A 26,953-nucleotide genomic window follows, 5' to 3' on the forward strand; every position below is an offset into this window, starting at 1 on the left:
TGTGACACCAACGTTGCAACAGCTCCGATTCGACCGACTGCACGAGGTGGCCTCGTGCAGATAAAGCGGCTGCGCCTGACCGGTTTCAAAAGCTTCGTCGAACCCACCGAATTGCGCATCGAGCCTGGGCTGACCGGCGTCGTCGGCCCCAATGGCTGCGGCAAGTCGAACCTGCTCGAGGCGATCCGCTGGGTGATGGGCGAATCCTCCCCCAAATCGATGCGCGGCGGCGGGATGGAGGATGTCATCTTCGCGGGCACTTCGCAGCGTCCCCCGCGCGATTTCGCCGAGGTCGCGATCCATTGCGATACCGAGGGCGGGGTGGTCGCGGGGCTGTCCGACGCCAGCGAAGGCCGCGAGCTAGAGATCATCCGCCGCATCGAGCGCGGCACCGGCAGCGCCTATCGCGCCAACGGCCGCGACGTGCGCGCCAAGGATGTCGCGCTGATCTTCGCCGACGCCGCGACCGGCGCGCACAGCCCCGCGCTCGTCAGCCAGGGCAAGATCGCCAATGTCATCGCCGCCAAGCCAACCGATCGCCGCGCGATGCTGGAGGAAGCCGCCGGAATCGCGGGCCTGCACGTCCGTCGCAAGGATGCCGAACAGAAACTGCGCGCGACCGAGACCAACCTCACCCGCCTGTCCGAAATCGTCGCCGACATGGAGGCGCGCGCCAACGCGCTGCGCCGTCAGGCGCGCGCGGCCGAAAAATACAAGAAGCTGTCGGAGGATATCCGCGTCGCCGAAGGACGGCTGATCCATGCGCGCTGGCGCGATGCCGCCGCCGCCGCCGATCAGGCGCGTCGCGACGCCGATGCCGCCGAAGCCGCGGTCAAGACCGCGCAGGCCGAACTCGAAACGGTCTCGGCGGCGCAGGTCGCGGTCGCGACCCGCGTCGGCGCCGCGCGCGCCGACGCCCAGGCCCAGCGCGACGCCATCGCCGAGGCGACCGCGACGCTCGTCCGCCTGCAGGGCGAGGAGCGCGCCGCGCGCCAGCGGCTGGGCGATCTGGCGGCGCAGCAACAGCGGCTGGCCGAAGACCGCGCGCGCGAAGGCGAACTCGCGCGCGAAGCGCACGCAGCCCTGACCGCGCTCGATGGCGAGACGAAGCAGCTTGCACGGGACATCGCCGCGCACGATGCAGGCAAGACCACGCTCGTCGAGGCGCACCAGGCCGCGCAGGCGCATCTCCGCGATGCCGAGGTCGCGCTGGCGCATGCCCGCGCGCGCGCCGCGAGCGAAGCGGCCGACCGCCGCATCGCGGTCTCGGCGCGGGACAGCGCCGAGACCGCCGTCCGCCGCGTCGGGCAGGACCAGGCGCGCGTCGATGCCGACATCGCGGCGCTCGGCGACAGCGCCGCGCTCGCCGCCGCCCGCGCCGAAAGCGTGCAAGCCGCCGCGAACGCCGAAGCCGCGATCGCCGCGGCCGAAACCGCGCTGCAGGACGCCGAAGCCGATCGCGAAGCCGCCGCCGCCGAATTGGCGCGCGGCGAAGCCGGGCTCGCCGAGGCCCGCACCGCGCTCGCCGCGCTCGACGGCGAGACCGCGACACTCGAACGCGCGCTCGCCGCCGCGCGCAGCGGCGACGACCGCATCCTCGACCGGCTTCGCGTGACCCCCGGCTACGAAGCCGCACTTGCCGCCGCGCTCGGCGACGATCTCGACGCCGGCACCGACACGCAGGCCGCGCGCGCCTGGGGCGGCGCCGAAGCGGGCAAGGATGAGCCTGCGCTTCCCGTCGGCACGAAAGCGCTCGCCGATGTCGTGCAGGCCCCCGCCGCGCTTGCGCGCCGCCTCGCGCAGGTCGCGGTGGTCGGCGAAGATGGCGGCCAGCCGCTGGCGGTCGGCCAGCGGCTCGTGACGACCGACGGCGTGATGCGCCGCTGGGACGGCTTTGTGACGCGCGGCGACGGCGCGACCGCGACCGAGCGGCTGCAACGCCAGAACCGGCTCGACGCGCTGGCCGCGCAGCGCCCGCAGGTCGAACTGGGCGTGCAGGATCTCAAGGATCGCCGCGATGCCGCCGCCGCCAGGGGGGCAGAGGTCGCCGACGCCGCCGCCGCCGCGCGCAAGGCCCTCGCCGGGGCCGACGAGGCGCGCCGCACCGCGCTGCGCGCCGCCGACCAGGCCGAGGCCGCGCTCGACCGCCACCGCGATGCCGCCGCGCTCTTCGCCCGCCGCCTCGCCGAGATCGCCGACACCGCGCGCGACGCCGCCGAAACGCTCGCCACGCAGGAAGCCGCGCTCGCTGCGCTCCCCGATGAACGGCTGGCCCGCGCCGCGCTCGACGCCGAGGACGCCGCGACCGATCGCGCGCGCGCCGGTGCGAACGAAGCGCAGGCCGCGCTCGCTGCGCACGATCGCACGCTCGCGGCCTTGAGCGAACGCCAGGCCGTGGTCAGCGCCGAGATCAAGAGTTGGAAAGCCCGCGCCGGTGAGGCCGCGCGCCGCATCACCGACATGGACAAGCGCGGCGAAGCGCTCGCCGCCGAAGCTGAGAAGCTCGCGGGTCTCCCTGACAAACTCGCCGCCGACCGCATGGCCGCCGACGCACGGCAGGCCGAGCTTCGCGAGCAGGTCGCCGCCGCCGAAGCGCGCGAGCGCGAGGCCGAAGCCGCGCTCCGCGAAGCCGAAGCCGCACTCGCCGCGATCCGCGAGCGCGTCGCCGCGGCGCGCGAAACCCGCGCCGGGGCCGCCGCGCGCTCCGAAAATGCCGAGCTTCGCCGGATCGAGATGGGCCGCCTGTCGGGCGAACGCTTTGAATGCCCGCCGCCCCTGTTGCCGCAAAAAGTCGGGTTCGACAGCGCGAGCGTCGGCGATGCCGCGCAGGAATCGGCGCAGCACGACCGGCTGATCGCCGAACGCGAGCGCCTCGGCCCGGTCAATCTCGTCGCCGCCGACGAACTCGCCGAACTCGATAGCGAGCGCGAGAAAAGCGCCGCCGAGATCGAGGAACTGGCGCAGGCGGTCCATCGCCTGCGCGGATCGATCGGCAATCTGAACCGCGAAGGCCGCGTCCGCCTGCTCGCTGCGTTCGAGACGGTGAACACCCATTTCCAGCGCCTCTTTGCCACCCTGTTCAACGGCGGGCAGGCGCATCTCGAACTCGTCGATTCGGACGACCCGCTCGAGGCGGGGCTCGAAATTATGGCGCAGCCGCCCGGCAAGCGGCTCGGCACGCTCACCTTGCTGTCGGGCGGCGAGCAGGCGCTGACCGCCATCGCGCTGATCTTCGGCCTCTTCCTCACCAACCCCGCGCCGATCTGCGTCCTCGACGAAGTCGACGCGCCGCTCGACGACGCGAATATCGAACGTTTCTGCGACCTGCTCGACCGCATGAGCCGCGAGACGAACACCCGCTACCTGATCGTCACCCACAATGCGGTGACGATGGCGCGCATGCACCGATTGTTCGGGGTGACGATGATCGAAAAAGGCGTCAGCCGCCTCGTCTCGGTCGATCTGGGCGGCGCGGAAGACCTGCTCGCGGCGGAATAGCCTCTAAGGCGCGCTGCCGACCACCAGCATCGCCGCGAACACCAGCAGTCCGGCAAAGCGGTTGCTGCGGAATTTCGCGAGCGCATCGGCGCCGTTCGCGGGGGCGAGCGTCACCACCTGTCCCGTCAGATGCAGCGCCGCCGGCACCAGCGCGACGAATATCAGCGGATCGGGCCGCACGCTCCACAGCGCCCCCGCCCAGCAGGCGAGCGCCGCACCATAGCAGGCGCCGACCCCGCCCCGGACATGGCGGCCCATCGCGCGCGCGCTCGATTTCACGCCGACGAGCGCGTCGTCCTCGATATCCTGAAGCGCATAGATGGTGTCGTACCCGATCACCCACGCGATCGACCCGGCGTAGAGCAAGGGCAGCGCCAATCCGTCACCACCGCCGACCGCGATCCAGCCGACCAGCGCGCCCCAGCTGAACACGAGGCCCAGCCACGCCTGCGGCCACCAGGTGATCCGCTTCATGAAAGGGTAGGCCGCGACGAGCGCAAGGCTGGCGACCGCGACGATCTGCGCTGCGAACGGCAGTTGCCACAGCACGACCAGCCCGACGAGCGACAGCAGCGCCGTCCATAGCAGGGCCGCCCGAACCGACACCGCGCCGCTCGCGACCGGGCGCGACGCGGTGCGCGCGACCTTCGCGTCGAGATCGCGGTCGACGATGTCGTTATAGACGCACCCCGCGCCGCGCATCGCGATCGCGCCGAGCAGCATCCACAGGAACAGCGGCCAATGACTGCGCGCCCCACCGCCCAGCGCGAGCCCCCAGGCGCAGGGCCAATAGAGCAGCCACCAGCCGATCGGCCGGTCGAAGCGCGCGAGCAGCGCATAGGCGCGCAGCGGCGCGGGAAGCAGGCCGAGAAAGCCCTGATGCTGGCTGTCGGGAGGATGCGTCGCGGCGGTCATCGGTGCCGCGGGCGATAGCAGCAGTCGCGCGCGGGATAAATGCCTATCGGCGCCGCGCGCCGACTCAGGTGGTGCAGGTCGACGCGGTTACCCCGGTCGAGGGATAGATTTTCGTCAGGTCGCGCGGCTCGCGAATGTTGAAGGCGGCGGCCGACCGGATCGTCTTCGGCCCCAGCCATTTGCCATAGAGGAGCGGCTTATATTGATAGACGACCTCGACGAACATCACCGCGGTGCCGCTGACCGCGGTCACCTCATGATCCTTGGGGCCCATGCCCTTGAAGTCGGTGCCGGTGATGCCCTTTCCTTCGGGACCGAAGGCCGAGGCGACCTTCATATTGCCATAGCAGCGCTGCCAGTGGATCCACTGGCCGCCTTCCTTGTTCTGCTCGAGGCTCGACAGGATGATGCGGCCGCGGCTCTTGAAGTCGAGGCCGCCCGACTGTTTTTCAACCCCGGTGAACACCTCGTTGACGTCGCTCTCGCGGATTTGCGGCTGCGCCAGGTTGCTGCCCGCCGCGATGCGCGAGGCGTTGTCGGCGGTGTTGAGCCCGATCTGGCTGATGCGCGTGTTGACCAGCGTCAGATTGGCGATTTCCAGCCCCCCAAAGCCGAGCAGCACGAGGAGCGGGATCGAGAAGGCCATCTCGATCAGCACGGTCGCGCGGACGCTGCGGGCAAGGCGCCGCGCCGGGCGCCGCAGGCGATGCAGCGAAAGGCTGGGAAGCGAAAGGCCGGTCATCCGCATGTCTCCGCCGCTATTTCACTGCCCGCCGCAAAGGGCTGGTTGCGCAGCACCGTCGTCGATGACAGCGTCGTATATTCGGACTGTCCGAGCATCCGCCACACCGGCAGAACGCGCTTGAAACGCATCGACGCGGTGTAGAGAATCACGTCGTCGGCGCCGCCGTTACCCGCTTTGCCGCCGTCTTCGACACAATCGATCACGCCATCGCCGTCATAATCGACCGCGCGCGGTTCCACCATCTTGCTGAAATCATCATAGGCGCGGCGCTTGAAGCTGACCTCGGCCCCCTTGAACACCTTGCGAACCTGCGAACTGACAAAGGCGTCGAGTTTCGACTGGTCGTTGGCATAGATTTCGATCGTTGCGTCGCGGCCGGCCTTGGCGACGACGCCTTGCAGCACCTGCTGCGCGTACATCTGCCAGCAATAGTCGAAGATCCCCATCAAAATGAGGAGAAAGACCGGCGCGGTGAGCGCGAATTCGACCAGCGCCACGCCGCGCTCGTGGCGGCGAAGGCGGCGAAGCAGGGCGGACACCGGGCTCATTGCGACAGTCTCAGCTTGGAGATCTGGCGGGCGATCGCCTGGAACTGGTCATTGAGCTGCGCCGCGTTGGCGGCCTCGAACGCCTGGCCCGACGACGCGCAGCTGTTGAGGTTGGCATTGCCGCCGACCCCGAACGACACCACCCAGATGGTGATCGCACGCTGCCGCGCCGCGCGGCAAAGCTGGACGAAGCGGTTGTTGTGCCGCGCGATCGCGTCATCGTCGCTCGTCGCGCCGATGCGCGGCATCGAACGTTCCTGCCCCTGGTGCGACAGATTGTCGCGCGGCGTCATCATGTCGCCGTCGGTCATGAAGATGATATGGCGGCTGACCGGGCGGCCGTTATAGGGCCCGTTCTCGTCGGCGAACAAGCCGGATGGCGACAGCAGCCGTGCGCCCCACGCCATGCCGGCGTCGTGATAGGTATAGCCTTTGGGTTGCAGCGTGTTGATATAGGCCGCGAACTTGTCGTGGTCCGTCTTCGTCATCGTCTCCAGCTTCATCGCCGCCGCCGGACAGGCCGCATAGTCGCCGCCCTTTTCGGCGAAATTATTATAGTCGCTCGACGATGTGAAGGGAGTCTCCTGGCCGCGGTTATAGGTCACGTTGGGCAGGAACAATTTCCATTGGGTATCAACGTCGCCAGTCGTCGGCGCGGTGTCGATATCCATGTCGAGGGCATCCGAAGGCGCGGTCTCGTTGGACGCGAATTTGGTGGTTGCCCGCTCGATGATGCAGCCGCCCCAACTGGTGGTGATCAACGCAGCCGCGTCGCCCGTGTCCGATTCGATCGCCGATCCCGCCTTCAGCGGACGCGTATCGAAACTGCGATTGTCATAGGCATATTTGCCGTCAAATACCTTGGTCGGGGTCTCTGAGACCTTCGTTTTGCTGGTTCGCTTGAAACTCGCGACCCACCGCCCCTCGCGACATTTTTTGTCTGAGTTGGTGAACTGCGCGTATTTGTAATAGCTGTAGGTGCGTTCAACGTCATAATAGGATGTGCGATTGCCATCGGCATCGACATATTGCTCGGTCAAATTAGCGTTGGGTTCACCCGGCTGCGGCGTGGTGTTAGTCGGCAGCCCATCTTTGCATTTGCCCAGATCCTTGTCGAATACGTCAGGGTTGGGCGTATCGACGATGTCGGTTTCGTCGAAATCGGTCGTCGTATAGACGATCTTGGTTTTTGGCGTGCGCGACGGCAGCGTGACCTCATCCGCCAGCCAACTTGGATTCTTCGCGATCAATATCTGCCCGACATTGACCGACGAGCTGTAGGGAACCACGCCGAAACGAATCCGTCCGTCGCCGACATCGGCGTTGGTCAGCGTGTCGAAAAAGTCGACCGCCGCCTTGCGCAGCGCCTCGATCTTGGTGTCGTCGTCGTCGCTGTCGGCCTTGCGTGCCATCGACCCGGTGACGTCGAGCACCATCATCACATCGACGTTCGAGATTTCGAGCTTCGCGGTGCAATTGGCCGCCAGGTCGAACTGGCTCTTGCCGAAAATATACATGAGCGCGGTCGGCAGGATCGCGGTCGCGCGGCCGGCGACGTCGGACGACCCGACCCCCCACGAGGAAAAGGCGACGCCGTGGCTGCCGTAATTTCCCGCCGGGAAGTTGAAATTGAACATCTTGTTCGCTTCGACCTTCGCGGGGTCCGTATAGAGCGCACCGGCCATCGCGCGCCGCCCGGCGAGGACGCCGGCGTCGCACGCCTGCTGCAGGCGTAGCTGGGTCATATAGGCGCGCCCGATATCGACCGCCGACCCGACAATGCCGATCATCGGCACGATCGCGGCCGCGGTCAGCATCATCGCGTTGCCGCGCTGATCGCGAAACAGATTCGAGGTGACCGTCCGCAGACGGCTCAAAATGGTCCCTCGCATGGTCAAAACCCCTCTAGCCAGAGGCGCCACCCACCCAGATGCGCCACTGGTAATCTTCGCACCTAGGGGGAAACTGCTTACCAAATCGCTAAGCGCGCGCGGCGGTGCGCCCGGCCCCGGCGGCATTTGACCCGAATCGGGACAAGGGAGCCGCATCACGGCGGCAGGTGCGCAGCAAAGGCCGGTCTGCTATCGCCCGGCCATGCCCGCGACTCCCGCCTGGCCGCCCGCCAGCACGCCCCGCCTGTTCGTCGATGTTCCGCTCGGACCCGACGCCGCCCCGGTCATCGAGGGGGCGGCGGCGCATTATCTGCTCAACGTCATGCGGCTGCGCCCCGGCGACCCGCTGCTGCTGTTCGACAATCGCAGCGGCGAGTGGCTCGGCACCGTCGCCGACGCGGGCAAGCGGGCGCTGACCGTGCGGATCGAACGCCAGACGCGCGAGCGCGAGACGGTTCCCGACCTCTGGCTCTGCTTCGCGCCGGTCAAGAAGGCGCGGCTCGACTGGATCATCGAGAAAGCGACCGAACTCGGCATCGCCCGTCTCCAGCCGGTGATCACCGAGCGGACGATCGTCGAGCGCGTGAAGCGCGAGCGACTCGAAGCGCAGATCGTCGAGGCGTGCGAGCAATGCGGCCGCACCGCGCTGCCCACGCTGGCCGAGCCGGTGAAGCTGCCGCACTTGCTGAAGGACTGGCCCGAAGAGCGCGCGCTGCTGTTCGCCGACGAGGCCGGCGGCACGACGCTCGCCGGGCTCGACACCCCCGCCCCCGCCGCGATCCTCACCGGCCCCGAAGGCGGCTTCACGCCCCGCGAGCGCGCGGCGCTACTCGCCGTTCCCGCGGTGCGCCGCCTTGCGCTCGGCCCGCGCATCCTGCGCGCCGAAACCGCCGCGATCGCCGCCACCGCTTTATGGATGGCGACGCACGGCGACTGGAACGGCGGCGACCCGACCCGTTGATGCAATCACCCTCTGGTAAGACGGCGCGGTCGTCCCTAAATGCTCGCCCATGAGCACGCGGACGGTTTCCGATCATAATGATCCCATCATCGAAAGCCGCGACCAGCTCGCGGTTCCCATGAGCAACGGCGAAAAGCCCAAAGAGCGCTGGCGCATCGGCACCGAGCACGAGAAATTCGTCTATCGCACCGCCGATCACCGCGCCCCCTCCTATGACGAGCCCGGCGGCATCCGCGACCTCTTGATGGCGCTCACCCGCTTTGGCTGGGAACCCGTTTACGAGGGCGATAAGGTCATCGCGCTGTCGGGCAGCGACGGCGCGGTCAGCCTCGAACCCGCGGGCCAGCTCGAACTCTCGGGCGCGCCGCTCGAAAATCTTCACCAGACCTGCGCCGAGACCGGCCGCCATCTGAAACAGGTCAAGGAAATCGGCGCCGAACTCGGCCTCGGCTTCCTCGGCCTCGGCATGTGGCCCGACAAGACGCGCGCCGACCTGCCGCGCATGCCCAAGGGGCGCTACAAGATCATGCTCGACCATATGCCGCGCGTCGGCACGATGGGGCTCGACATGATGCTGCGCACCTGCACGATCCAGACCAACCTCGACTATGCCAGCGAGGCCGACATGGTGCAGAAATTCCGCGTGTCGCTGGCGCTCCAGCCGCTCGCCACCGCGCTGTTCGCGGCCTCGCCCTTCACCGAGGGCAAGCCCAATGGCTATATGTCGTATCGCAGCCATATCTGGACCGACACCGACCCGGCGCGCACCGGCATGCTGCCCTTCGTGTTCGAGGACGGCTTTGGTTACGACCGCTATGTCGATTACATGCTCGACGTGCCGATGTATTTCGTCTTTCGCGACGGACAATATATCGACGCCGCGGGGCAGAGCTTCCGCGCCTTCCTGAAGGGCGAGCTTCCGGCGCTGCCGGGCGAGCTGCCGCGGCTGTCCGACTGGACCGACCATCTGTCGACCGCTTTCCCCGAGGTGCGGCTCAAAAGCTTCCTCGAAATGCGCGGCGCCGACGGCGGCCCGTGGAACCGCATCTGCGCGCTTCCCGCTTTGTGGGTCGGGCTGCTCTATGACCAGGGCGCGCTCGACGCCGCCTGGGATCTCGTCAAGGGGTGGAGCATCGCCGAGCAACAGGCGCTGCGCGACGCGGTGCCGCGCGAAGGGCTGGGCGCGCCGGCGCCGGGCGGCGGCACGGTCGGCGACCTCGCCACCCGCGTGCTCGACATCGCGGCGGCGGGCCTTGCCGCGCGCGGCGAGGTCAATTCGATGGGCGACAATGAAGTCGGCTTCCTCGAACCGCTCCGCCGCATCGCGGCAAGCGGCAAAGCCCCCGCGCAGGACCTGCTCGACCGCTACGAAGGTCCGTGGGGTCATGATCTGTCGAAAATCTATGACGAGCTGAGCTTCTGAACACGCTTCTCCCCTCCCGCGTGCGGGAGGGGAGATGAAGAGTCACGCCACCGGCCCCACGCGCGGGTCGGGTTCCAGCCGGATCAGCGGGCGGTCGCGCCCGCTCAGTTTCGCGAACAGGCGCGGCACCGGCGCATGGCGCTGCGCCCAGCTCCAATAAGCGACATAGGCGGGATCGGCGAGGAGATGCTTCTCCTCGGTCTTGGCGCGCCAATAATAGATGCCGCTGACCGCCGCGAGCAGCAGCGTGTTGCGCAAGCTCTCGGTCCAGCCGCCCGCGGTCACCAGGAACGGCAGCGACCCGACCCACCAGCTCAGATTCTTCGACACATAGGCGGGGTGGCGGGTCAGCCTGTAGGGGCCGTGGGTGATCACGCCGCGGTGCGTCAGGTTCGAAAAGCGGATGCCAAAGGCCATCGTCGCCCAGGCATAGACCGCGACGAGCCCGAACAGCAGCGCGCCCCACAGCATCATCAGATTATCGTGGCCGCTGAGCCAATAGCCCCAGTCGGCGCCGTTGACCTGATAGTCGAGCGGCCCGCCGCTCATCAGGATGAAGGGCGGGTAGCAGACAAGCGCCGCGATCCAGCTCATGAAATAGGGATTCGCGGTGCGGATGTGCGAATCGAGCGGCTTCATCGTCAATATATAGCCGACGGTCGCGATATGGACGTCGACCAGATAGAGCAGGTTGAGCGCCCACAGCCCGGTCATATAGGGGTTGGCGAGCACATCGCGCATCGGGACCGAGACGAGCGCCGCGAAATTGCCCGGCACGATCGACAGCATGAAAGCGGTGAAAAAGCCCTTCACCGCCCAGGCGCGGAAATGATGCGCGATTGCGCGGCCGTCGACCGGCTCTCCGCCATTCCGATTTCCGGGCGCGATCAGCCAGCGGCCGAAAGCGTAGCAGCCATCGCGCGGTTCGACCGAGCGGCGATCGAGCCAGAGCATATAGGGGATCGACGCGAGCAGCAGCCACGGCGCGGCGCGCTCGAGCAGGTCCATCGAGAAGGCATAGCGCCCCTCCCAATAATAGCGCATCGTCAGGTAAAAGCCCGCGATCAGCGCCCAGGTCGCCCACAGGCCGGTGAGCTTGGTCAGGCTGATGTCGACCGTCTCGCGCCACGGGCGCCGCCGCGACCAGTCGATTCCCGTCGTCGGATTGCGGTGGACCTTGTCGACGAAGACCGACCAGAGCACCATCGGCACCCCGCAGGCGAGGACGCTGGCGATCGCCGAATTGGGTCCGTTCATCGGCCCGCGCTGCCCCCAGTCGATGCCAAGCCAGCCCGCGATCGCGGGCGCGTGGCGCGCGACGAGCAAATAGGTGAAAAGGCCGATCAGGCCGACCCACCCCACCCCCGCGCTGACCGCCGAGCGCGGCCGCGTCGCGGACGCGGAATCGGGGGCTTCAACGGGCTGCGCCCCTGCGGGCGGCACGATATCGGACATATGGGTCACAGCGCCCCCTTAGGCGGAAATGGTAAGCAAGGCGTCAATGATATTGCGGTGACGACGGAGATGGAAAGCGTCTTTGCGACCCCCGACCGGGTCCGGGGAAAGCAATCTCCGGCCTGGCTTTCTTCAGGATCATAGCGGGAGACGGCTTCGTCGCCACGCTCCTCGCCATGACCACGTGTATCGCGTCGGGGGCGCCTCGCTCGCCCGCTCAAAACAGCCGAGTCGCGGCGCGATTTCCGGCCAAAATGGCAGCATTTCCGGCCGCTGGCACCGTTCACCCCGAGTCATGTTCGATTCGGCGCGACTCGCCGCGCAAAGAGTCGCCCCCGTCCCCACCCCCTGTTACACGCGCCACCAAGTCGGGGCGGAGGGCTCCACAAAAACAAAAGACGGGGTCGTAGCTTGTCTTCGCAATCATCGGGTCTGCGCCATTGGCGCGAGCGCTTTTCGGCGCTGTTTCAGGACCATGAAATCTTTATCCGCACGCACGGCCATGTGCGTTTCCTGCGCATCAGCGCGGTGTGGCAAAAGCGCGTCGCGTTGATCGCCGGGCTTGTCCTCTTCGCTTGGGCGGGGGTCACTCTCGCGGTGTTCGTCAACCAGCTCCTCACCTCGGGCGAGCGCGCCGAAGTCGCCGCCAAGCAGGCCGCCACCGCGGCTTCCGAAGCCCGGATCGCCAAATATCGCGACCGCGTCGCCGAGATCGCCGCCGACCTCGACGAGCGCCAGGGCCAGCTCGAGGAATGGAAGAAGGATTATTTCGGCGACGAACCGCTGCCGACCGACGCCAAGAGCGCGGCGGCCGCCGACGCCCCAGCCGACCCCGCCGCCAAGCCGCTCGAAACCAGCGCGATCGACCCGCGCCTGCCGCCCGAGGCGCAGGCGCTCGCGCGCCTCGAAGCGCGACAGGAAGCCTTTTCGGCGCACCTGCTCGCGGCGGTCAAGGGGCGCGCCGCCAAGGCGGAGGTCGCGGTCGCGCAGCTCGGGCTCGATCCGACCGCGCTCGTCCGCAACGCCGCGGCCGGCCGCGGCGGCCCCTTCATTCCCTTTCGCGGGCGCCCCGGTCAGGCCGACGCGCTCGGCAAGAGCTTCGCGGCGCTCGAGGGCGCGCTGTTCCGCATGGAGGTGCTCGAACGCACGCTCGTCGCCATCCCGTCGGGCCAGCCCGCGCATGTGCTGATGCTCTCGTCGAGCTATGGCTATCGCAGCGACCCGTTCACCGGGGCGGGCGCGATGCACGCGGGGCTCGACTTCCCCGGCCCGCTCGGCACCCCGATCCTCGCCGCCGCGCCCGGCCGCGTCACCTTCGTCGGGCAGAAGTCGGGCTATGGCAATGTCGTCGAGGTCGATCACGGCCAGGGCATCCTCACCCGCTACGCGCATCTGTCGGGGTTCACCTCGCGGGTCGGCGAGCAGGTCGCCGCCGGTCAGCAGATCGCCAAAATGGGCTCGACCGGCCGTTCGACCGGCAGCCATTTGCATTTCGAAGTCCGTCTGAACGGCGTCGCGGTCAACCCGCGCCGCTTCCTGGAGGCCAAAGCCGATGTTCTTGAAGTCAAAGCCGACGCCCGACAGCGAGTCGGCGCCCTCGCTGCCGCCGCCCCCGCCCGCCGCGGCGCCCGCTAAGATGGCGACCGGCGCGCGCCATACCACCTTCTCGATCATCGGGTCGGACGTCGCGATCACCGGCAATGTCGCGGCCAGCGTCGACCTGCATGTCGACGGCAAGATCGAGGGCGACCTCAAATGCGCGAACCTCGTCCAGGGCGAGGCGAGCGAGATCAAGGGTGCGGTCACGGCCGAGACCGCGAAGCTCGCGGGGCTCGTCGACGGATCGATCGAGGCCAAGACGCTGATCGTCCACGCCAGCGCGCGGATCACCGGCGACGTCTTTTACGAAAACATCACGATCGAAAATGGCGGCAAGGTCGAAGGCAAGCTGTCGCACCGCCGCGCCGGCGCCGCGAAAGCGCCGCCTCCGCTCGAAGTGATCGAGAACAAGTCGGTCGGCCTTTAGGGCATCGAGCCTTACACCTGACCTACCATCCCGTTCGTGTCGAGCGACGTCGAGACACCCATCGGCATAGCTCCATATGGATGGGTGTCTCGACGTCGCTCGACACGAACGGACAAGGGGCGGTGCAGGTTAGCCATAACCGTCAGTTCGACAGCGCTGCCGCCTCGCTGTCCCCGGCCGCGCCCGCGGCATCGGTGAAATGGCGCTGCACGACGACGCGATCGCGCCCGGCGCGCTTGGCGTCATACAGCGCTTCATCGGCGAGCCGGTATAATTGCTGGAAATCGCTCGCCGGACGCACTTCGGCGACGCCGACGCTGGCGGTCACCGTTCCTTCGCCGATCACCGCGCGATGATCGCAGGCGGCGATGCCGCGCCGCACGCTTTCGGCGAAGCGCGCGAGGACGAGCCCTTCCATCCCCACCGTCAGCAGCCCGAATTCCTCGCCGCCGAGCCGCGCGACGGTGCACATCGGCCCCTCCCAGCGTTCGATCCGGCGCGCGACCTCGCACAGCACCGCATCGCCAATGTCGTGGCCATGGACGTCGTTGATCGACTTGAAACGGTCGATGTCGACGACCAGCAGCGCCGCCGCCAGATCGTCGGCATGCGCGCGATCGAGAAGCGGCGTCACGCTTTCGACGAAGCCGCGCCGATTGAGCAGGCCGGTCAGCGGATCGCGACGCGCCAGTTGCTGGGCAAAGGCTTCGGAGGCGCGCGCGCGGTCGCGCTCGACCCGGAGCAGCGCAAGCCGCCGCGTCGCCGACGCCGACAGCCATAGCGCCTGCCAGGTCGCGGCGAGCAGCACCATGATCTTCGAACCCCCGCCCCACAGCCCGTCATCGACATCGACGACATGGACAAAGGCCAGCACCGCCATCGGCAGACACCAGGCGGCGAGGAAATCGCGCGCCTCGACCGAGCCGCGGCGCCAGGCCAAGCCCAGATAGGCGGCGACCGCGAGCAGGTCGGCGAGGATGACCAGCGCCAGCATATCGGCCCATTGCGGCAGGCTTTCGCTGCGGATCAACGCCAGCGGCACGCCGACCAGGCCAAGCAGCGTGCCGAGCAGCAGCGCAGCGGCGCGCAAGCGCCGCGACACCAGCCCCGGTTCGACCGCCAGCACCGCGCTGGCCGTCGCGATGGCGATCGCGCTGCACGCGAGAAAGGTTCCAATCTGCGCCGACACCGTGCCCGCAAGGCCGGGGAATAAGCCGAGATGCGCCTGCGACCAGACCGCGCCCCACAAGAGCATGACCGCCGACCAGCCCGCCTGCCACGCGAGATATTGACGGCGCACCGCGACCGCGAGCGACAGGCTGTAGATTGCGCTGACGAGCAGCAACGTCAGCGCGGCGCCGACCGCGACCGCCATCCCCGTCGACTGCACGACGGCATCGGTCTTCGGGATCAGCCGCGCGCGCAGCAGGCCAAGGCTGGCGAGCCGGTCGAACCGCATCGTCACGCCGGCGAGCGGCACGTTCCGCTCGGGCGCCTCGAACACGATCTGCCCGCCGGCGCGCCAGTGCGATCCATAATCGCCCTGCCGCACCTCATCCCAGCGCACCACGCCATCGGCATAGGCAAAGGCGACCGCGAGGCGATCGAAGCGCGACTGGTGGACCATCAGCGCCAGGTCGCTCCGCGCGATCGGCAGGCGCGCGGGGTCGGTTCGCAGCCACAGCGTGGCGTCATGATAGTCCGTGGGGGTTCCCGTGCAGGAAAAGCGAAGCGCGGCGACGCTGTTGTCGGGAACGCTCACCGCGCTTTGCGCATAGCAAAGCTGGCGATCGACCCTCAGCGTTTCGGCCTGCGCCGACGCCGCCGACAGCGCGAGGACAAGCATCGCGAAGCCGAGCGCAAGCCGGCCGCCCAGCTTCGCCAGAAAAATGCTCCCCCCAGTCATGCGTCCCCTATCGCACCAATATCTTTGGAAATCTTTACCGTAGCGAAGCGACCCAGACCAGCGTCCGATTCCTACCCCTTGTCCTTCCCGCTCTCGCACGAAGGACAAGGGGCGATAGCCCCCGCGGCAGGCTCACGAGCGCTCGCGATCCTCCACCATCGGCGAGCCGAAGCCCTCGACATATTGCGGCGCGTCGTCGGTAAGGCGCACCCACGGCGCTTTCGATCCGACGAAGATATGCGCCGCATAGCCCCGAAACCCCGGATCATCGTCGAGCAGGCCCGCGGGCACGAAATAGATTTTCCCGTCGCGGTCGGCGTGCGGAGCCGGGCTTCCGCATGTCGGGCAGAAACTCGACGTCCAGCCATCGCTTCCCGGCACCAGAAAGCTGCTGATCTCTTTCTCCCCGCTGAGCCAGCGAAAGCTGCGAACCGAGGTATAGAACACCGCATTGCCATCGGTCCCCGACACTTTCCGGCATTTCGAGCAATGGCATTGCCCGACCGGCCCGATCTTGCCGTCGATCGCGAATGACACCGTCCCGCAAAGGCACGATCCCTTGATGGGTTTCGACATTCCACCTCTCCCCGCCATTCAACCTCTCCACGCCGCCGGTCCGTTCAGCATAAGGAGATTGAAACCGCCTGCAATGATGGGACGCAACCTCTCTTCCTCGTCAGGCTGAACTTGTTTCAGGGTGACGAGGGATGACAGGACAGCTTTCGATCGGACCCGACATCAATTGCGCGGGGCCTGCCGCCGATAACTCAGCGCCTCGGCGATATGGATGCGGCCGATCATCTCCGCCCCCGCCAGGTCGGCGATCGTGCGCGCGACGCGGAGCATGCGGGTATAGCCACGCGCCGACAGCCGCATCGCCGCCGCCGCCTGCGCCAGCAATTGCCGCCCCGCCTCGTCGGGGGTCGCGACCGCGTCCAGCAGGTCGCCGTCGATCTCGGCATTGGTGCGCGCCTTGTGCGCGGCATAGCGTTCGGTCTGAAGATCGCGCGCCGCCGCGACGCGCGCCGCGACCTCGGCGCTGCCCTCGGCGGGCGGCGGCAGGACGAGGTCGGCGGCGCTCACCGCCTCGACCTCGACGTGCAGGTCGATGCGGTCGAGCAAGGGGCCCGACAGCTTCGCCTGATAATCGGCGGCGCAGCGCGGCGCGCGGCTGCACGCGAGCGCGGGATCGCCAAGATGACCGCAGCGGCACGGGTTCATCGCCGCGACAAGCTGAAAGCGCGCCGGAAAGGTGACATGCGCGTTGGCGCGCGCGACGCTGACCTCGCCGGTCTCGAGCGGCTGGCGCAGGCTGTCGAGCACCCCGCGCTGAAATTCGGGAAGCTCGTCGAGGAACAGGACGCCAAGATGCGCGAGGCTGACCTCGCCCGGACGCACGCGCAGGCCCCCGCCGACGAGCGCGGGCATCGACGCCGAATGATGGGGTGCGCGAAACGGCCGCGCACGGACGAGCCGCCCGCCCTCGATTCCACCCGCGACCGAGGCGATCATCGACACTTCGAGCGCTTCGGCAGGGGTCAGTTCGGGCAAGATACCCGGCATGCACGCCGCCATCAGCGACTTGCCCGACCCCGGTGGCCCCGACATCAGTAGATTATGCGCCCCCGCCGCGGCGATTTCGAGCGCGCGTTTCGCGCTTTCCTGCCCCTTGACCTGCGCCAGATCGACCGCGCGCACCGGCGGTTCGACTTCGCCCGGCGGTGGCGGCGGCAGGATCGCATGGCCTTTGAAATGGCCGAGCAGCGCCAGCAGGTCGGGCGCGCCGATCACCTCGACATGCCCCGCCCACGCCGCTTCCGATCCCTGCGCCGCCGGACAGATCAGCCCGCGCCCGGCGCCGCCCGCATGGATCGCGGCGAGCAGCACGCCCGGCGACGGCGCGACGCGACCGTCGAGGCCCAGTTCGCCGACCACGACATAGGCGCTCAGCGTTTCGGCATCGATCACCCCCATCGCGCCGAGCAGCGCAAGCGCGATCGGCAGGTCGTAATGCGAGCCTTCCTTGGGCAGGTCGGCGGGCGACAAATTGACCGTGATCACCTTGGGCGGCAGCGCGAGGCCGATCGCGGCGATCGCGGCGCGCACCCGCTCGCGGCTTTCGCCGACCGCCTTGTCGGGCAGGCCGACGACGACGAAGCGCGGCACGCCGGGGGTGATCTGGCACTGCACCTCGACCCCGCGCGCTTCGATGCCGAGATAGGCGACGGTTGAAACGATCGCGACCAAAGCTTCCTCCGTGCCCCCTTTGTTCCCATCCCTTCATAGGGTGGGGGGCGGCAAGGTCGAGTCCCTTTTGCAGCCGCTGTGGTTGGAAAAGCTCCGTGCGAACATCGGGTTCACGCGGAGACGCGGAGAAGAAAAGGGGACGATGATTCGCGCAAAGGCGCAAAGATTGCAGAGAATGGAGAATAGAGGCGGGGAAGACGCCTATCTCTTTCCTCTCCCCTTCTCCGCGCCTCCGCGTCCCCGCGTCCCCGCGTGAACAAATCTCTGCGAACTCTGCGCCTCTGCGCGCATTTTTTCGAGCCTTGAAGAAGGATCAGACACCCGTTCATAGAACCGCCCGCTTGCTCGATTGACACCATACCAACCAGTCGGTATGTAATCTCGCATGACCGCGACTCACACCTCCTCCATTCCCCCCGCCCGCACCCCGCGCGGCAGCGCGCGCGCCAAGCTGATCGCCGCGGCGCATCAGGAGGTGCGGCGGCAGGGCTATTCGGCGACCACGGTCGATCAGATCTGCGCCGCCGCCGGCGTCACCAAGGGCGCCTTCTTCCACCATTTCGAATCGAAGGAAGCGCTCGCCGTCGCCGCCGCCGAGGCGTGGACCGATCGCGCCCGCCCGATGTTCGACATGCTGCCGCATACCAAGCTCGAGGATCCGCTCGACCGCCTGCTCGGCCATATCGATTTCCGCTTTTCGCTGCTCCACGGCCCGGTCGACGGCTTCACCTGCTTCATCGGGACGATGGTGCAGGACGCCTATGCGACCAGCGAGCCGATCCGCCTCGCCTGCGAAGCGAGCATCGCCGCTTATTGCGACGCGCTGGCGCCCGATATCGACGCGGCGATGGCCGCCTATGGCGCCCCCGCCGGCATGACCGCGCTCGATCTGGCGCGCCATATCCAGTCGGTGCTGCAGGGCGGCTTCGTCCTGGCGAAAACGACGAACGATTCGGCGATTGCCCGGGAAAGCGTCACCCATCTGACGCGTTATGTCCGCATGATCTTCGGGCGGGCCTGACCAACAAGCAAGCGAGAGGAGTGCCCCTATGACGAAGCCATCCGATACGCCGAAAATGATCTTCGTGAACCTGCCGGTCGCCGACCTCGCCCGGTCGATGGCCTTCTACGAAGCCCTCGGCTTCACCAACGAGCCGCGCTTCAGTGACGAGACCGGCGCCGCGATGGTCTGGTCGGAGACGATCTTCGTGATGATCCTGACCCACGACAAATGGAAGGGCTTCACCGACCGCCCGATCGCCGACCGCGGGTCGAGCGAAGTGTCGCTCGCGCTGGCGCTCGGCAGCCGCGAGGCGGTCGATGCGATGGTCGAGGCCGCCGCCGCCAGCGGCGGCACCGCCGACGTCAACCCGGTGCAGGACCATGGCTTCATGTACGGCCGCGACATTCTCGACCCCGACGGCCATGTCTGGGGGCCGTTCTGGATGGACCCCGCGGTCGCCAACGGCGAGGCGCCGGTTCCCGAAGCGGCCGCCTGACGAACCGACAAGGGAGGAGCCGATCATGTCTGCCCGAACCGAAACAAGGCCCGAGATCACCGCCTATCGATCGGTTCCGGACTTTGCCTACGGCCGCATCAAGGACATCCGCGTCCGCTGGGCGCTCGACGAAATCGGCCGACCCTATCGCACGCGGCTGATCGGCGGCATTTTCGAGGACAAGGCGCCAGCCTATCTGGCCGATCAGCCCTTTGGGCAGGTTCCGGTCTATAAGGAGGATGACCTGATCCTGTTCGAAACAGGGTCGATCCTGATCCACATCGGCGAAGCCGACGAACGCCTGTTGCCGCGCGATGCGAAAGGGCGCGGGCGCGCGATCAGTTGGATGATCGCCGCGCTCAACAGCGTCGAGCCCATGATCCAGACCTTGGTCGTGCTGACCGTCAAGGGACAGGGCACCGACTGGCTCACCGGCGCGATCGAAGCGGCGAAACCCTTTGCCGAGCAGCGGCTGGCCCGCTTGTCGCAGGCGCTTAGGGATCGCGAATGGCTGGAAGCTGATTTTTCGATCGGCGACATCGTGATGATCGACGTGCTGCGCAACGCCGACCCACAGTTGCTGGCGCCGCACCCCAATCTGACCGCCTATGTCGCGCGCGGCACGTCGCGCCCGGCCTTTCAAAGCGCCATGGCGGCGCACCTAGCCGACTGCACGGTCGGCGAACCGCTGCCGGCCTGACGTCCGCGCGCAACCGAGGAGACATAGAAATGCCCGTGAATCCCGACAGCAAACTCGAAGTCACCGCCTTCGACTGGGTGCCCGACTTTGCGCGCGGCTATGTCCGCGACCTTCGCCCGCGCTGGGCGTGCGAGGAGATCGGTCTCGATTATGCCGAGCATCTGATCAGCGCGATCAACCGCCCCGCCGACCATTTCCTGTTCCAGCCATGGGGGCAGGTTCCCGTCCTGTGCGACCAGGGCGTGCGCCTGTTCGAAAGCGGCGCGATCCTGCTCCACCTCGCCGAAAAGGACGCGGCGCTCCTGCCGCGCGACGGCCAGGAGCGCGCGAGTACGCTCGCCTGGCTGTTCGCCGCCTATAACAGCGTCGAGCCGATGCTGTTCGAACTCGGCAATGTCGACCTGTTCGCCAAGGACGAGGAATGGGCGCGGCTCCGCCGCCCGAGCCTGATCGACTTCATCCGCGGTCGGCTCGGCCGCCTGAACGACGCGATCGGCGACAAGCAATATCTGGTCGGCGCTTTCAGCGTCGCCGACATCGCGATGGCGACCGTGCTGCGCGAAGCGGTCGAGGCCGGACTGGTCGCCGAACAGCCGCGCCTGCAAGCCTATCTGGACCGCTGCCTCGCCCGCCCCGCGTTCGAACGCGCGCTCGCCGCGCAGCTTGCCGCCTTTCGCGAAGACGCGGGACCACCCGCCGCGCCATGAAGACACCCCCTCTCTTGCAAGGAAGCAGAGAGGGAGACGAAAAGGAGAGAGACGATGACCTATGTAGAAGGATTTGTGGTCGCGGTGCCGACCGCGAACAAGGAAGCCTATCGCAAGCACGCCGCCGACGCGGCGCCGCTGTTCCGCGAGTTCGGCGCGAGCCGCATGGTCGAATGCTGGGGCGACGATGTCCCCGACGGCAAGGTCAATGATTTCAAGGGCGCGGTGCAGGCCAAGCCCGACGAAACCGTTGTCTTCAGCTGGTTCGAATATCCCGACAAGGCCGCGCGCGACGCGGCGAACGAAAAGATGATGAGCGATCCGCGCATGGAGAAGATGGGCGCCGACATGCCCTTCGACGGAATGCGGATGATCTTCGCCGGTTTCGATTCGATGATCGACGATCGGGCTGCGGGCAAGATGGGCTATGTCGACGGCTATCTCGTCCCCGTCCCCGACAGCAACAAGGACGCCTATCGCGCCATGGCGGCCAAAGCCTCCGAAGTCTTCCGCGACTATGGCGCGACGCGCGTCGTCGAGGCGTGGGGCGACGATGTCCCCGACGGCAAGGTCACCGATTATCACCGCGCCGCGCACCGGAAGGACGGTGAGACCGTCGTCTTCAGCTGGGTCGAATGGCCCGACAAGGAAACGCGCATGGCCGGCTGGGACAAGGTGATGAAGGACGAGCGGATGCAGCATGATCCGAACGACCAGACCTTCGACGGCAAGCGCATGATCTACGGCGGCTTCGCGCCGATCGTCGAGACATAGTCCAAATCCGTTCGTGCTGAGCCTGTCGAAGCACCGTTCTTCTTTTGCACCGCCCAAAAGGCAAGAACGGCCGTTCGACAAGCTCAGGGCAAACGGAGTTTGGGAACGCAGCCTTTCTCACCACGCTTAGCGAGAAAAGCCATGGACCATATCGCCTATCCCAACGAAAGCGCCGCCTATCGCGCCGCGCGGGGCGCGCTCCTCGCCGACGAGATCGCGCTCCGCCGCCAGATCGAAGCGGTCGCGGCGAAACGCCGCGCGCTGCCGCCCGGCGGCGAAATCGCCGAGGATTATGTCTTCGAGCGCATCGGCGCACACCAGCGCCCCGCGACGGTCCGATTGTCCGACCTGTTCGCGGGCAAGCCGAGCCTCATCCTCTACAGCTTCATGTTCGGCCCCGACCGCGACCTCCCCTGCCCCGGCTGCACCCATATGCTCGATTCGGTCGATGGCGGCGCGCGCTACATCGACGACCGCGCGCCGCTCTATATCGTCGCCAAGTCGCCGATCGCCCGGCTCACCGAATGGGCGCGGGTGCGCGGCTGGCATCACCTGACCTTCCTCTCGGACGTCACCACCCGCTATTCGGCCGATTATTTCGGTGACACCCGCAAATTCCCGCCCGCGATGCGCTCGGCGCGCAAATTGAAAGACGGCGAGGAGTGGGACGAGACGATCTTCAACGTCTTTCGCAAGGAGGGCGAAACCGTCCGCCATCACTGGGGCAGCGAGATGGCGTTCGCGCCGTCCGACCCCGGCCAGCACCACCGCGCCGGCGACCTCGTCGATTCGCTGTGGGGACTGCTCGACATGACCCCCGAAGGCCGCGGGGATTATTTCCCGACCGTGGAAGGAACCAAGCGATGACCGACGCCTCCAACTTCATCTGGTATGAACTGATGACCCCCGACCCGGCGGGCGCCGCGCGCTTCTATGGCGCCGTCGTCGGCTGGACGATCGCCACCGAACGCGACCCGGCGGCGGGCGATGTCGATTACCGCATGATCGGCCGCAGCGACGGCGGCAACGCCGGCGGCGTGCTCGCGCTGGGTGCCGACATGCTCGCGGGCGGCGCGCGGCCGGCTTGGCTCGGCTATATCCATACCCCCGACGTCGATGCGGCGATCGCCGCGATCACCGCCGACGGCGGCGCGGTCCACATGCCCGCGACCGACCTGCCCGTCGGGCGCATCGCGATGGTGTCGGACCCGCAGGGCGCGGCCTTCTATATCATGGACCCGGTTCCGCCGCCGGGCATGGAGGGGCAGGAAAGCGACGTCTTCTCGGTCGACCAGCCGCAGCGCGTCCGCTGGAACGAACTGATGACCTCCGACCCCGACGCCGCCATCGCCTTCTACACCCGGCATTTCGGCTGGGGCCAGGAAGGCGCGATGGATATGGGCGACATCGGCGCCTATCGCTTCATCCAGCGCGGCGATGTCGGCATCGGCGCCGTGATGCCGCTCATGCCCGGCATGCCCGCCTCGATGTGGAGCTTCTATATCGGCGTCGATGACATCGACCGCGCGCACGCCGCGATCACCGCGAACGGCGGCACGATCACCAACGAGCCGATGGAGATTCCCGGCGGCGAGTTCGCGATGAACGGCCTCGATCCGCAGGGCGCCGCCTTCGGGCTGGTGGGGCCGCGTAAGAGCTGAACGATAAACACTCGCTTCCCCGTTCGTCATCCCGGCGAAGGCCGGGATCTCGACGGATCGGTCAAGAAGCGAGAGCGAGACCCCGGCCTTCGCCGGGGTGACGAAAAGGAAGGAGAGAGACATGCCGACCCCACCCGACCGACGTCCATCGAGCGGCCTGACCCCGCATATCGCCATCCCCGACAAGCGCGGCACCGAGGCCATCGATTTCTATATCAAGGCGTTCGGCGCCGCCGAGCGGATGCGCGTGCCCGCCGAGGATGGCGTGCGGCTGCTGCACGCGCATCTGACCGTCAACGGCGCGTCGCTGATGATGCACGATGATTTCCCCGAATATAGCGGGCACGCGATGGGCGCGCCGACGGGGGTGACGCTGCACCTCGACGTCGACGACACCGACGCCTGGTACGATCGGGCGATCGCGGCGGGCGCCGCCTCGACGCTCGAACCGCATGATGCCTTCTGGGGAGACCGCTATGCCCAGGTAAAAGATCCGTTCGGCCATCTCTGGTCGATCGGCGGACCCGTCAAAGGAGAGAAATAATGTCCAACCAACCCACAAACCACCCCGTGACCCTGTGCCTGTGGTACGACAAGGATGCCGAAGAAGCCGCGAATTTCTATGCCGCGACCTTTCCGGGCAGCAAGGTCGGCGCGGTCCACAAGGCGCCGGACGATTACCCCGGCGGCAAGCAGGGCGACGCGCTGACGGTCGACTTCACCGTCCTCGGCATCCCCTGCGTCGGCCTCAACGGCGGCCCGACCTTTCCGCACAGCGAGGCTTTTTCCTTCCAGGTCCATACCGACACGCAGGAGGAAACCGACCGTTACTGGAACGCGATCGTCGGCAATGGCGGCACCGAAAGCGCCTGCGGCTGGTGCAAGGACAAATGGGGCCTCAACTGGCAGATCACCCCGCGCGTCCTGACCGACGCCGCGATGGGCGGCGATCCGGTCGCCGCCAAGCGCGCCTTCGACGCGATGATGACGATGAAGAAGATCGACGTCGCGGCGATCGAGGCCGCGGTCCGGGGTGAAGCCGTTGGCGCGGCGTAACCCCGCGCTTTTCGCCTGGGCTCTCTGCGGCACGCTCGACATCGTCTACGCCTCGGTGTGGAGCGTGCTCGCGGGGGGCAGCGTCGGCGGCATGCTGCGCGGGGTCGCCAAGGGGCCGTTCGGCGATGCCGCCGCCGATTGGGGCACGGGCGGCGCGCTCGCGGGGCTTGCCACCCATTATGCGATCATGGGCACGATGGTCGCTTTCTGGTTCGCCGCCGTGCGCCGCGTCCCGTCGCTCCGCCAGCCGTGGTGGCTGACCGGAACCGTCTATGGCTTCACTCTCTATCTGGTGATGAACGCGCTCGTCCTGCCGCTCCGCTTCGGCGCGCCCTTCCCGCCCGCCGACCTCGTCAAGGGCATGGTCGCGCTGTTTCCGCACATTTTCTTCATCGGCCTGCCGCTGGCGTGGCTGACGCGAAAGGCCGCCTGATGCCGATCCTCTATGGTCACCCCTTTTCGAGCTACACCTGGAAGGCGCTGATCGCGCTTTACGAAAAGGGTGTCGCCTTCGACTATCGCATCCTCGAGGCCGAGTGGCCGCAGCATGGCGCGGAACTGAAATCGCACTGGCCGATCGGCAAATTCCCGCTGCTCGTGGGCGACGACGGCCGCGCGTGGTTCGAGGCGTCGATCATCATCGAATATCTCGACCATCTGGTGCCCGAGCCGCGCCTGATCCCGCAGGATTTCGAGGCGGCTCTGCGGGTCCGCCTGCTCGACCGCGTCTTCGACAATCATGTCATGACCCCGATGCAGGAGGTGGTGAACGACGCGCTGCGCGGGCCCGAGAATCATCTGCCGATGATCGTCGACAAGGCGAAGGCGGCGCTCGAAACCATCTATGGCTGGCTCGACCAGGAACTGGCGGCGGGCGGCTGGGCGGCGCCGAGCGGCTTCAGCCTTGCCGACCTCGCCGCGGCGCCCTCGCTCTTCTATGCCGACTGGGTCCATCCGATCGCCGAGACCCACGCGAATCTGCGCGCCTATCGCGCCCGCCTGCTCGCGCATCCGACGGTCGCGCGCTGCGTCGAGGACGCCCGGCCCTATCGCGCCTATTTCCCGCTCGGCGCCCCCGATCGCGATTGATGACAGGAGAAGAGACGATGAGCGACCCCCGCGAACTGTCGGTATCGACCTTCATCGCCGCCGCGCCGGATAAGGTGTGGCGGGTGATGACCGATCGCATGGCCGAATGGTGGTGCCCGAAACCCTGGACCGTCACGCTCGACGCGATCGACCTTAGCACCGGCGGCCGCTGCGCGATGACGATGCACGGACCCGAAGACGAGACGATGCCGAGTGACGGAATGTTCCTCGAAGTCGTGCCGGGCAAGCGCTTCGTCACCACCGACGCGGTCGTCCGCGACGAAAATGGCCGCCTCACCCCCGCCGGCCCCTTCATGATCGGCGGCTGGGAGATCGAACCCGAAGCGGGCGGCACCCGCTTCACCGGCTGGGCGCGCCATTGGACCGACGAGGCGGTGAAAAGCCACGAGGAGATGGGCTTCACCTCCGGCTGGGGCGCGGTCGCCGAGCAGTTGAAGGCGCTGTGCGAGGCCGATTGAACGCCTATCCGTCATCCCGGCGAAGGCCGGGATCTCGCCCTATCGGAATAAAGCACCGGTGAGATCCCGGCCTTCGCCGGGATGACGGGATAACCCGTCCCATATCGCGGTTAACGCGCCGCTGACGCTGCCGCTTTGCCATTTGGGAACCGCGCGCGCGCGAAAGCGGAGCCATGGTTTCGCTGGCCGCTCTCGTCCGCACCCTCATCATCGCCGCCTTCGCGGCGCTGCTGGCGTTCGCCCCGGCCTATGCCCAGCCGGTCATGACCGTCACCACCACGGTGACCTGGACCTATGAAGACGCCGGCGACGCCGATGACGGCGCGGGATATATCGACGAAAGCGCCGCGCTGCTCGATGACGAGGGCCTTGCCGAAGACGCCGATCTCGGCGCGACGCGCCGCTATGCGCCCTCGGCCACGCTCGCGACGCTCGGCCAGGCGAAGGCCCGCTTCGGCCCCTTCGCGGTCGTCGACGCCGCGACCGTCCGCATGGCGGGCGACGTCACTTCGGCGACGCCGCGCCAGTTCGCCGCTATGCTCGCGGCCTTTCCGGGCCTCAAGCGGGTCGAGATGATCGACTGCCCCGGCAGCCTCGACGAAGAGGCCAATCTGATCCTCGCCCGCGCGATCCGCCGCGCGGGGCTGGAAACCATCGTCCCGAGCGGCGGCTCGGTGCGCTCGGGCGCGGTCGAGCTCTGGCTCGCCGGCGCCGTCCGCCGCGCCGCGCCCGATGCCGAATTCGGGGTCCATAGCTGGGCCGATGAATATGGCCGCGAAGCCAATGACTATCCCGCCGACGACCCGGTGCATGCCGAATATCTGTCCTATTACCGCGAGATGGGCATGGACGACGCAAAGGCGCGCGCATTCTACGCGCTCACCAACGCGACGCCGTTCGACGATGTCCGCTATCTGACCCGCGACGACATGGCGCGCTTCGTCACCCTGAACTGACCGCCGCTGCCGCTTTCGCGCGGGGCGACGTGTTTTATCCTTGCAACGCACCTTGGCGCTTCCCACATCGCCCACCATGGCAAAGCGCCGCCTTTACCAGCGATTGCGATCGAACGCGCAGGTCCGCACCATCCTCTTCTGTCTTGGCGGGCTGCTGATGATCGTCGGCGTGATCATCGGCCCCTTGCCCGGCCCCGGTTTCCTGATCCTGTTTCCGGTCGGGCTGATGCTGGTCTTGCAGAACAGCGCGTGGGCGAAACGCCGCTATGTCCGCTTCAAGCGCCGCCATCCGCGCTATGGCGACTGGGCCGACCGGGTCATGCGCCGCGTCAGCGCCGCGCGCCGCCGTGCCCGCGAGCGGATCGCAGAGGCCCTCGATGACGATTGACTTTGCCCCGAATCCCGCTTATCCGCGC

At 67.5% G+C, this 26,953-nt stretch carries 27 protein-coding genes; 19 read left to right on the forward strand and 8 right to left on the reverse strand.

Annotated features, from left to right (window positions below; genetic code table 11):
• Window positions 1-54: 54 nt before the first annotated feature.
• Window positions 55-3,498: a chromosome segregation protein SMC gene (gene smc, locus CVO77_RS09195; protein ID WP_105998775.1), complete on the forward strand. Its 3,444-nt coding sequence runs from the start codon at window positions 55-57 to the stop codon at window positions 3,496-3,498.
• A 3-nt stretch (window positions 3,499-3,501) separates the two neighbouring features.
• On the opposite strand, the gene ubiA is transcribed toward smc, so the two are convergent.
• From ubiA to CVO77_RS09215, 4 genes are all read right to left on the reverse strand, one after another.
• Window positions 3,502-4,413, reverse strand: a complete 912-nt coding sequence (gene ubiA / locus CVO77_RS09200; protein ID WP_105998776.1) for a 4-hydroxybenzoate octaprenyltransferase — start codon at window positions 4,411-4,413, stop codon at window positions 3,502-3,504.
• 64 nt (window positions 4,414-4,477) lie between these two features.
• On the reverse strand, window positions 4,478-5,155 hold the full coding sequence (locus CVO77_RS09205) for a hypothetical protein (RefSeq protein WP_106000750.1): 678 nt from the start codon (window positions 5,153-5,155) through the stop codon (window positions 4,478-4,480).
• Window positions 5,152-5,706: a TadE family protein gene (locus CVO77_RS09210; RefSeq protein ID WP_105998777.1), complete on the reverse strand. Its 555-nt coding sequence runs from the start codon at window positions 5,704-5,706 to the stop codon at window positions 5,152-5,154. Before CVO77_RS09210 ends, CVO77_RS09205 begins: the two co-directional genes overlap by 4 nt.
• Window positions 5,703-7,598 (reverse strand): TadE/TadG family type IV pilus assembly protein, encoded by a 1,896-nt coding sequence (locus tag CVO77_RS09215; RefSeq protein ID WP_105998778.1) that lies wholly within the window; start codon window positions 7,596-7,598, stop codon window positions 5,703-5,705. The genes CVO77_RS09210 and CVO77_RS09215 overlap by 4 nt, the downstream gene beginning before the upstream one ends.
• 202 nt (window positions 7,599-7,800) lie before the next feature.
• Between CVO77_RS09215 and CVO77_RS09220 the strand changes: the two genes are divergently transcribed.
• Together CVO77_RS09220 and CVO77_RS09225 are read left to right on the forward strand one after the other, a co-directional pair.
• Window positions 7,801-8,559: a 16S rRNA (uracil(1498)-N(3))-methyltransferase gene (locus CVO77_RS09220; protein WP_105998779.1), complete on the forward strand. Its 759-nt coding sequence runs from the start codon at window positions 7,801-7,803 to the stop codon at window positions 8,557-8,559.
• A gap of 49 nt (window positions 8,560-8,608) precedes the next feature.
• Window positions 8,609-9,982, forward strand: coding sequence for a glutamate--cysteine ligase (locus CVO77_RS09225; RefSeq protein WP_105998780.1), 1,374 nt, complete (start codon window positions 8,609-8,611; stop codon window positions 9,980-9,982).
• 42 nt (window positions 9,983-10,024) lie between these two features.
• Here CVO77_RS09225 and CVO77_RS09230 read toward each other — a convergent pair whose 3' ends face one another.
• A complete protein-coding gene (locus CVO77_RS09230; protein WP_105998781.1) occupies window positions 10,025-11,437 on the reverse strand; it encodes a methyltransferase family protein in 1,413 nt (470 codons plus the stop codon).
• A 411-nt stretch (window positions 11,438-11,848) separates the two neighbouring features.
• Here CVO77_RS09230 and CVO77_RS09235 point away from each other — a divergent pair, with 411 nt between their 5' ends.
• Together CVO77_RS09235 and CVO77_RS09240 are read left to right on the forward strand one after the other, a co-directional pair.
• The gene (locus tag CVO77_RS09235) at window positions 11,849-13,072 is read left to right on the forward strand and encodes a M23 family metallopeptidase (protein WP_105998782.1); all 1,224 of its coding nucleotides are present in this window, start codon (window positions 11,849-11,851) and stop codon (window positions 13,070-13,072) included.
• Window position 13,073: 1 nt separating this feature from the next.
• The gene (locus CVO77_RS09240; RefSeq protein ID WP_105998783.1) at window positions 13,074-13,463 is read left to right on the forward strand and encodes a bactofilin family protein; all 390 of its coding nucleotides are present in this window, start codon (window positions 13,074-13,076) and stop codon (window positions 13,461-13,463) included.
• 142 nt (window positions 13,464-13,605) lie between these two features.
• On the opposite strand, the gene CVO77_RS09245 is transcribed toward CVO77_RS09240, so the two are convergent.
• From CVO77_RS09245 to CVO77_RS09255, 3 genes are all read right to left on the reverse strand, one after another.
• Window positions 13,606-15,369, reverse strand: a complete 1,764-nt coding sequence (locus CVO77_RS09245) for a GGDEF domain-containing protein (RefSeq protein WP_105998784.1) — start codon at window positions 15,367-15,369, stop codon at window positions 13,606-13,608.
• Between the two features lie 132 nt (window positions 15,370-15,501).
• Entirely contained in the window at window positions 15,502-15,945 is a 444-nt protein-coding gene (locus CVO77_RS09250; RefSeq protein ID WP_158258028.1) for a GFA family protein, read from the reverse strand.
• Between the two features lie 162 nt (window positions 15,946-16,107).
• A complete protein-coding gene (locus tag CVO77_RS09255; RefSeq protein ID WP_105998786.1) occupies window positions 16,108-17,616 on the reverse strand; it encodes a YifB family Mg chelatase-like AAA ATPase in 1,509 nt (502 codons plus the stop codon).
• Between the two features lie 385 nt (window positions 17,617-18,001).
• On the opposite strand from CVO77_RS09255, the gene CVO77_RS09260 reads away from it, so the two are divergent.
• From CVO77_RS09260 to CVO77_RS09325, 14 genes are all read left to right on the forward strand, one after another.
• Window positions 18,002-18,637, forward strand: coding sequence for a TetR/AcrR family transcriptional regulator (locus CVO77_RS09260; protein WP_105998787.1), 636 nt, complete (start codon window positions 18,002-18,004; stop codon window positions 18,635-18,637).
• A 28-nt stretch (window positions 18,638-18,665) separates the two neighbouring features.
• Entirely contained in the window at window positions 18,666-19,115 is a 450-nt protein-coding gene (locus CVO77_RS09265; protein WP_197709678.1) for a VOC family protein, read from the forward strand.
• A 25-nt stretch (window positions 19,116-19,140) separates the two neighbouring features.
• Entirely contained in the window at window positions 19,141-19,815 is a 675-nt protein-coding gene (locus tag CVO77_RS09270) for a glutathione S-transferase family protein (RefSeq protein ID WP_158258029.1), read from the forward strand.
• 29 nt (window positions 19,816-19,844) lie between these two features.
• Window positions 19,845-20,522 carry a glutathione S-transferase family protein gene (locus CVO77_RS09275; protein ID WP_105998789.1) on the forward strand — a complete coding sequence of 226 codons (678 nt, stop codon included), beginning with the start codon at window positions 19,845-19,847 and terminating at the stop codon, window positions 20,520-20,522.
• Between the two features lie 54 nt (window positions 20,523-20,576).
• Window positions 20,577-21,296 carry a DUF1428 domain-containing protein gene (locus CVO77_RS21990; protein WP_105998790.1) on the forward strand — a complete coding sequence of 240 codons (720 nt, stop codon included), beginning with the start codon at window positions 20,577-20,579 and terminating at the stop codon, window positions 21,294-21,296.
• 141 nt (window positions 21,297-21,437) lie between these two features.
• Entirely contained in the window at window positions 21,438-22,163 is a 726-nt protein-coding gene (locus CVO77_RS09285) for a DUF899 family protein (RefSeq protein ID WP_105998791.1), read from the forward strand.
• On the forward strand, window positions 22,160-22,957 hold the full coding sequence (locus tag CVO77_RS09290; protein WP_105998792.1) for a VOC family protein: 798 nt from the start codon (window positions 22,160-22,162) through the stop codon (window positions 22,955-22,957). The genes CVO77_RS09285 and CVO77_RS09290 overlap by 4 nt, the downstream gene beginning before the upstream one ends.
• 121 nt (window positions 22,958-23,078) lie before the next feature.
• Complete coding sequence (locus CVO77_RS09295) at window positions 23,079-23,501, forward strand: VOC family protein (protein ID WP_105998793.1); 423 nt, start codon at window positions 23,079-23,081, stop codon at window positions 23,499-23,501.
• Entirely contained in the window at window positions 23,501-24,013 is a 513-nt protein-coding gene (locus CVO77_RS09300) for a VOC family protein (protein ID WP_105998794.1), read from the forward strand. Before CVO77_RS09295 ends, CVO77_RS09300 begins: the two co-directional genes overlap by 1 nt.
• The gene (locus CVO77_RS09305; RefSeq protein ID WP_105998795.1) at window positions 23,991-24,446 is read left to right on the forward strand and encodes a hypothetical protein; all 456 of its coding nucleotides are present in this window, start codon (window positions 23,991-23,993) and stop codon (window positions 24,444-24,446) included. The genes CVO77_RS09300 and CVO77_RS09305 overlap by 23 nt, the downstream gene beginning before the upstream one ends.
• Window positions 24,446-25,102 (forward strand): glutathione S-transferase family protein, encoded by a 657-nt coding sequence (locus tag CVO77_RS09310; RefSeq protein ID WP_338061544.1) that lies wholly within the window; start codon window positions 24,446-24,448, stop codon window positions 25,100-25,102. The genes CVO77_RS09305 and CVO77_RS09310 overlap by 1 nt, the downstream gene beginning before the upstream one ends.
• Window positions 25,103-25,119: 17 nt before the next feature.
• The gene (locus CVO77_RS09315; RefSeq protein WP_105998796.1) at window positions 25,120-25,581 is read left to right on the forward strand and encodes an SRPBCC domain-containing protein; all 462 of its coding nucleotides are present in this window, start codon (window positions 25,120-25,122) and stop codon (window positions 25,579-25,581) included.
• A 173-nt stretch (window positions 25,582-25,754) separates the two neighbouring features.
• Complete coding sequence (locus CVO77_RS09320) at window positions 25,755-26,537, forward strand: alpha/beta hydrolase (protein WP_105998797.1); 783 nt, start codon at window positions 25,755-25,757, stop codon at window positions 26,535-26,537.
• Between the two features lie 76 nt (window positions 26,538-26,613).
• Window positions 26,614-26,925: a PGPGW domain-containing protein gene (locus CVO77_RS09325; RefSeq protein WP_242446159.1), complete on the forward strand. Its 312-nt coding sequence runs from the start codon at window positions 26,614-26,616 to the stop codon at window positions 26,923-26,925.
• Window positions 26,926-26,953 lie beyond the last annotated feature (28 nt).

The organism is Sphingopyxis lindanitolerans (assembly GCF_002993885.1).
GTDB lineage: Bacteria > Pseudomonadota > Alphaproteobacteria > Sphingomonadales > Sphingomonadaceae > Sphingopyxis > Sphingopyxis lindanitolerans.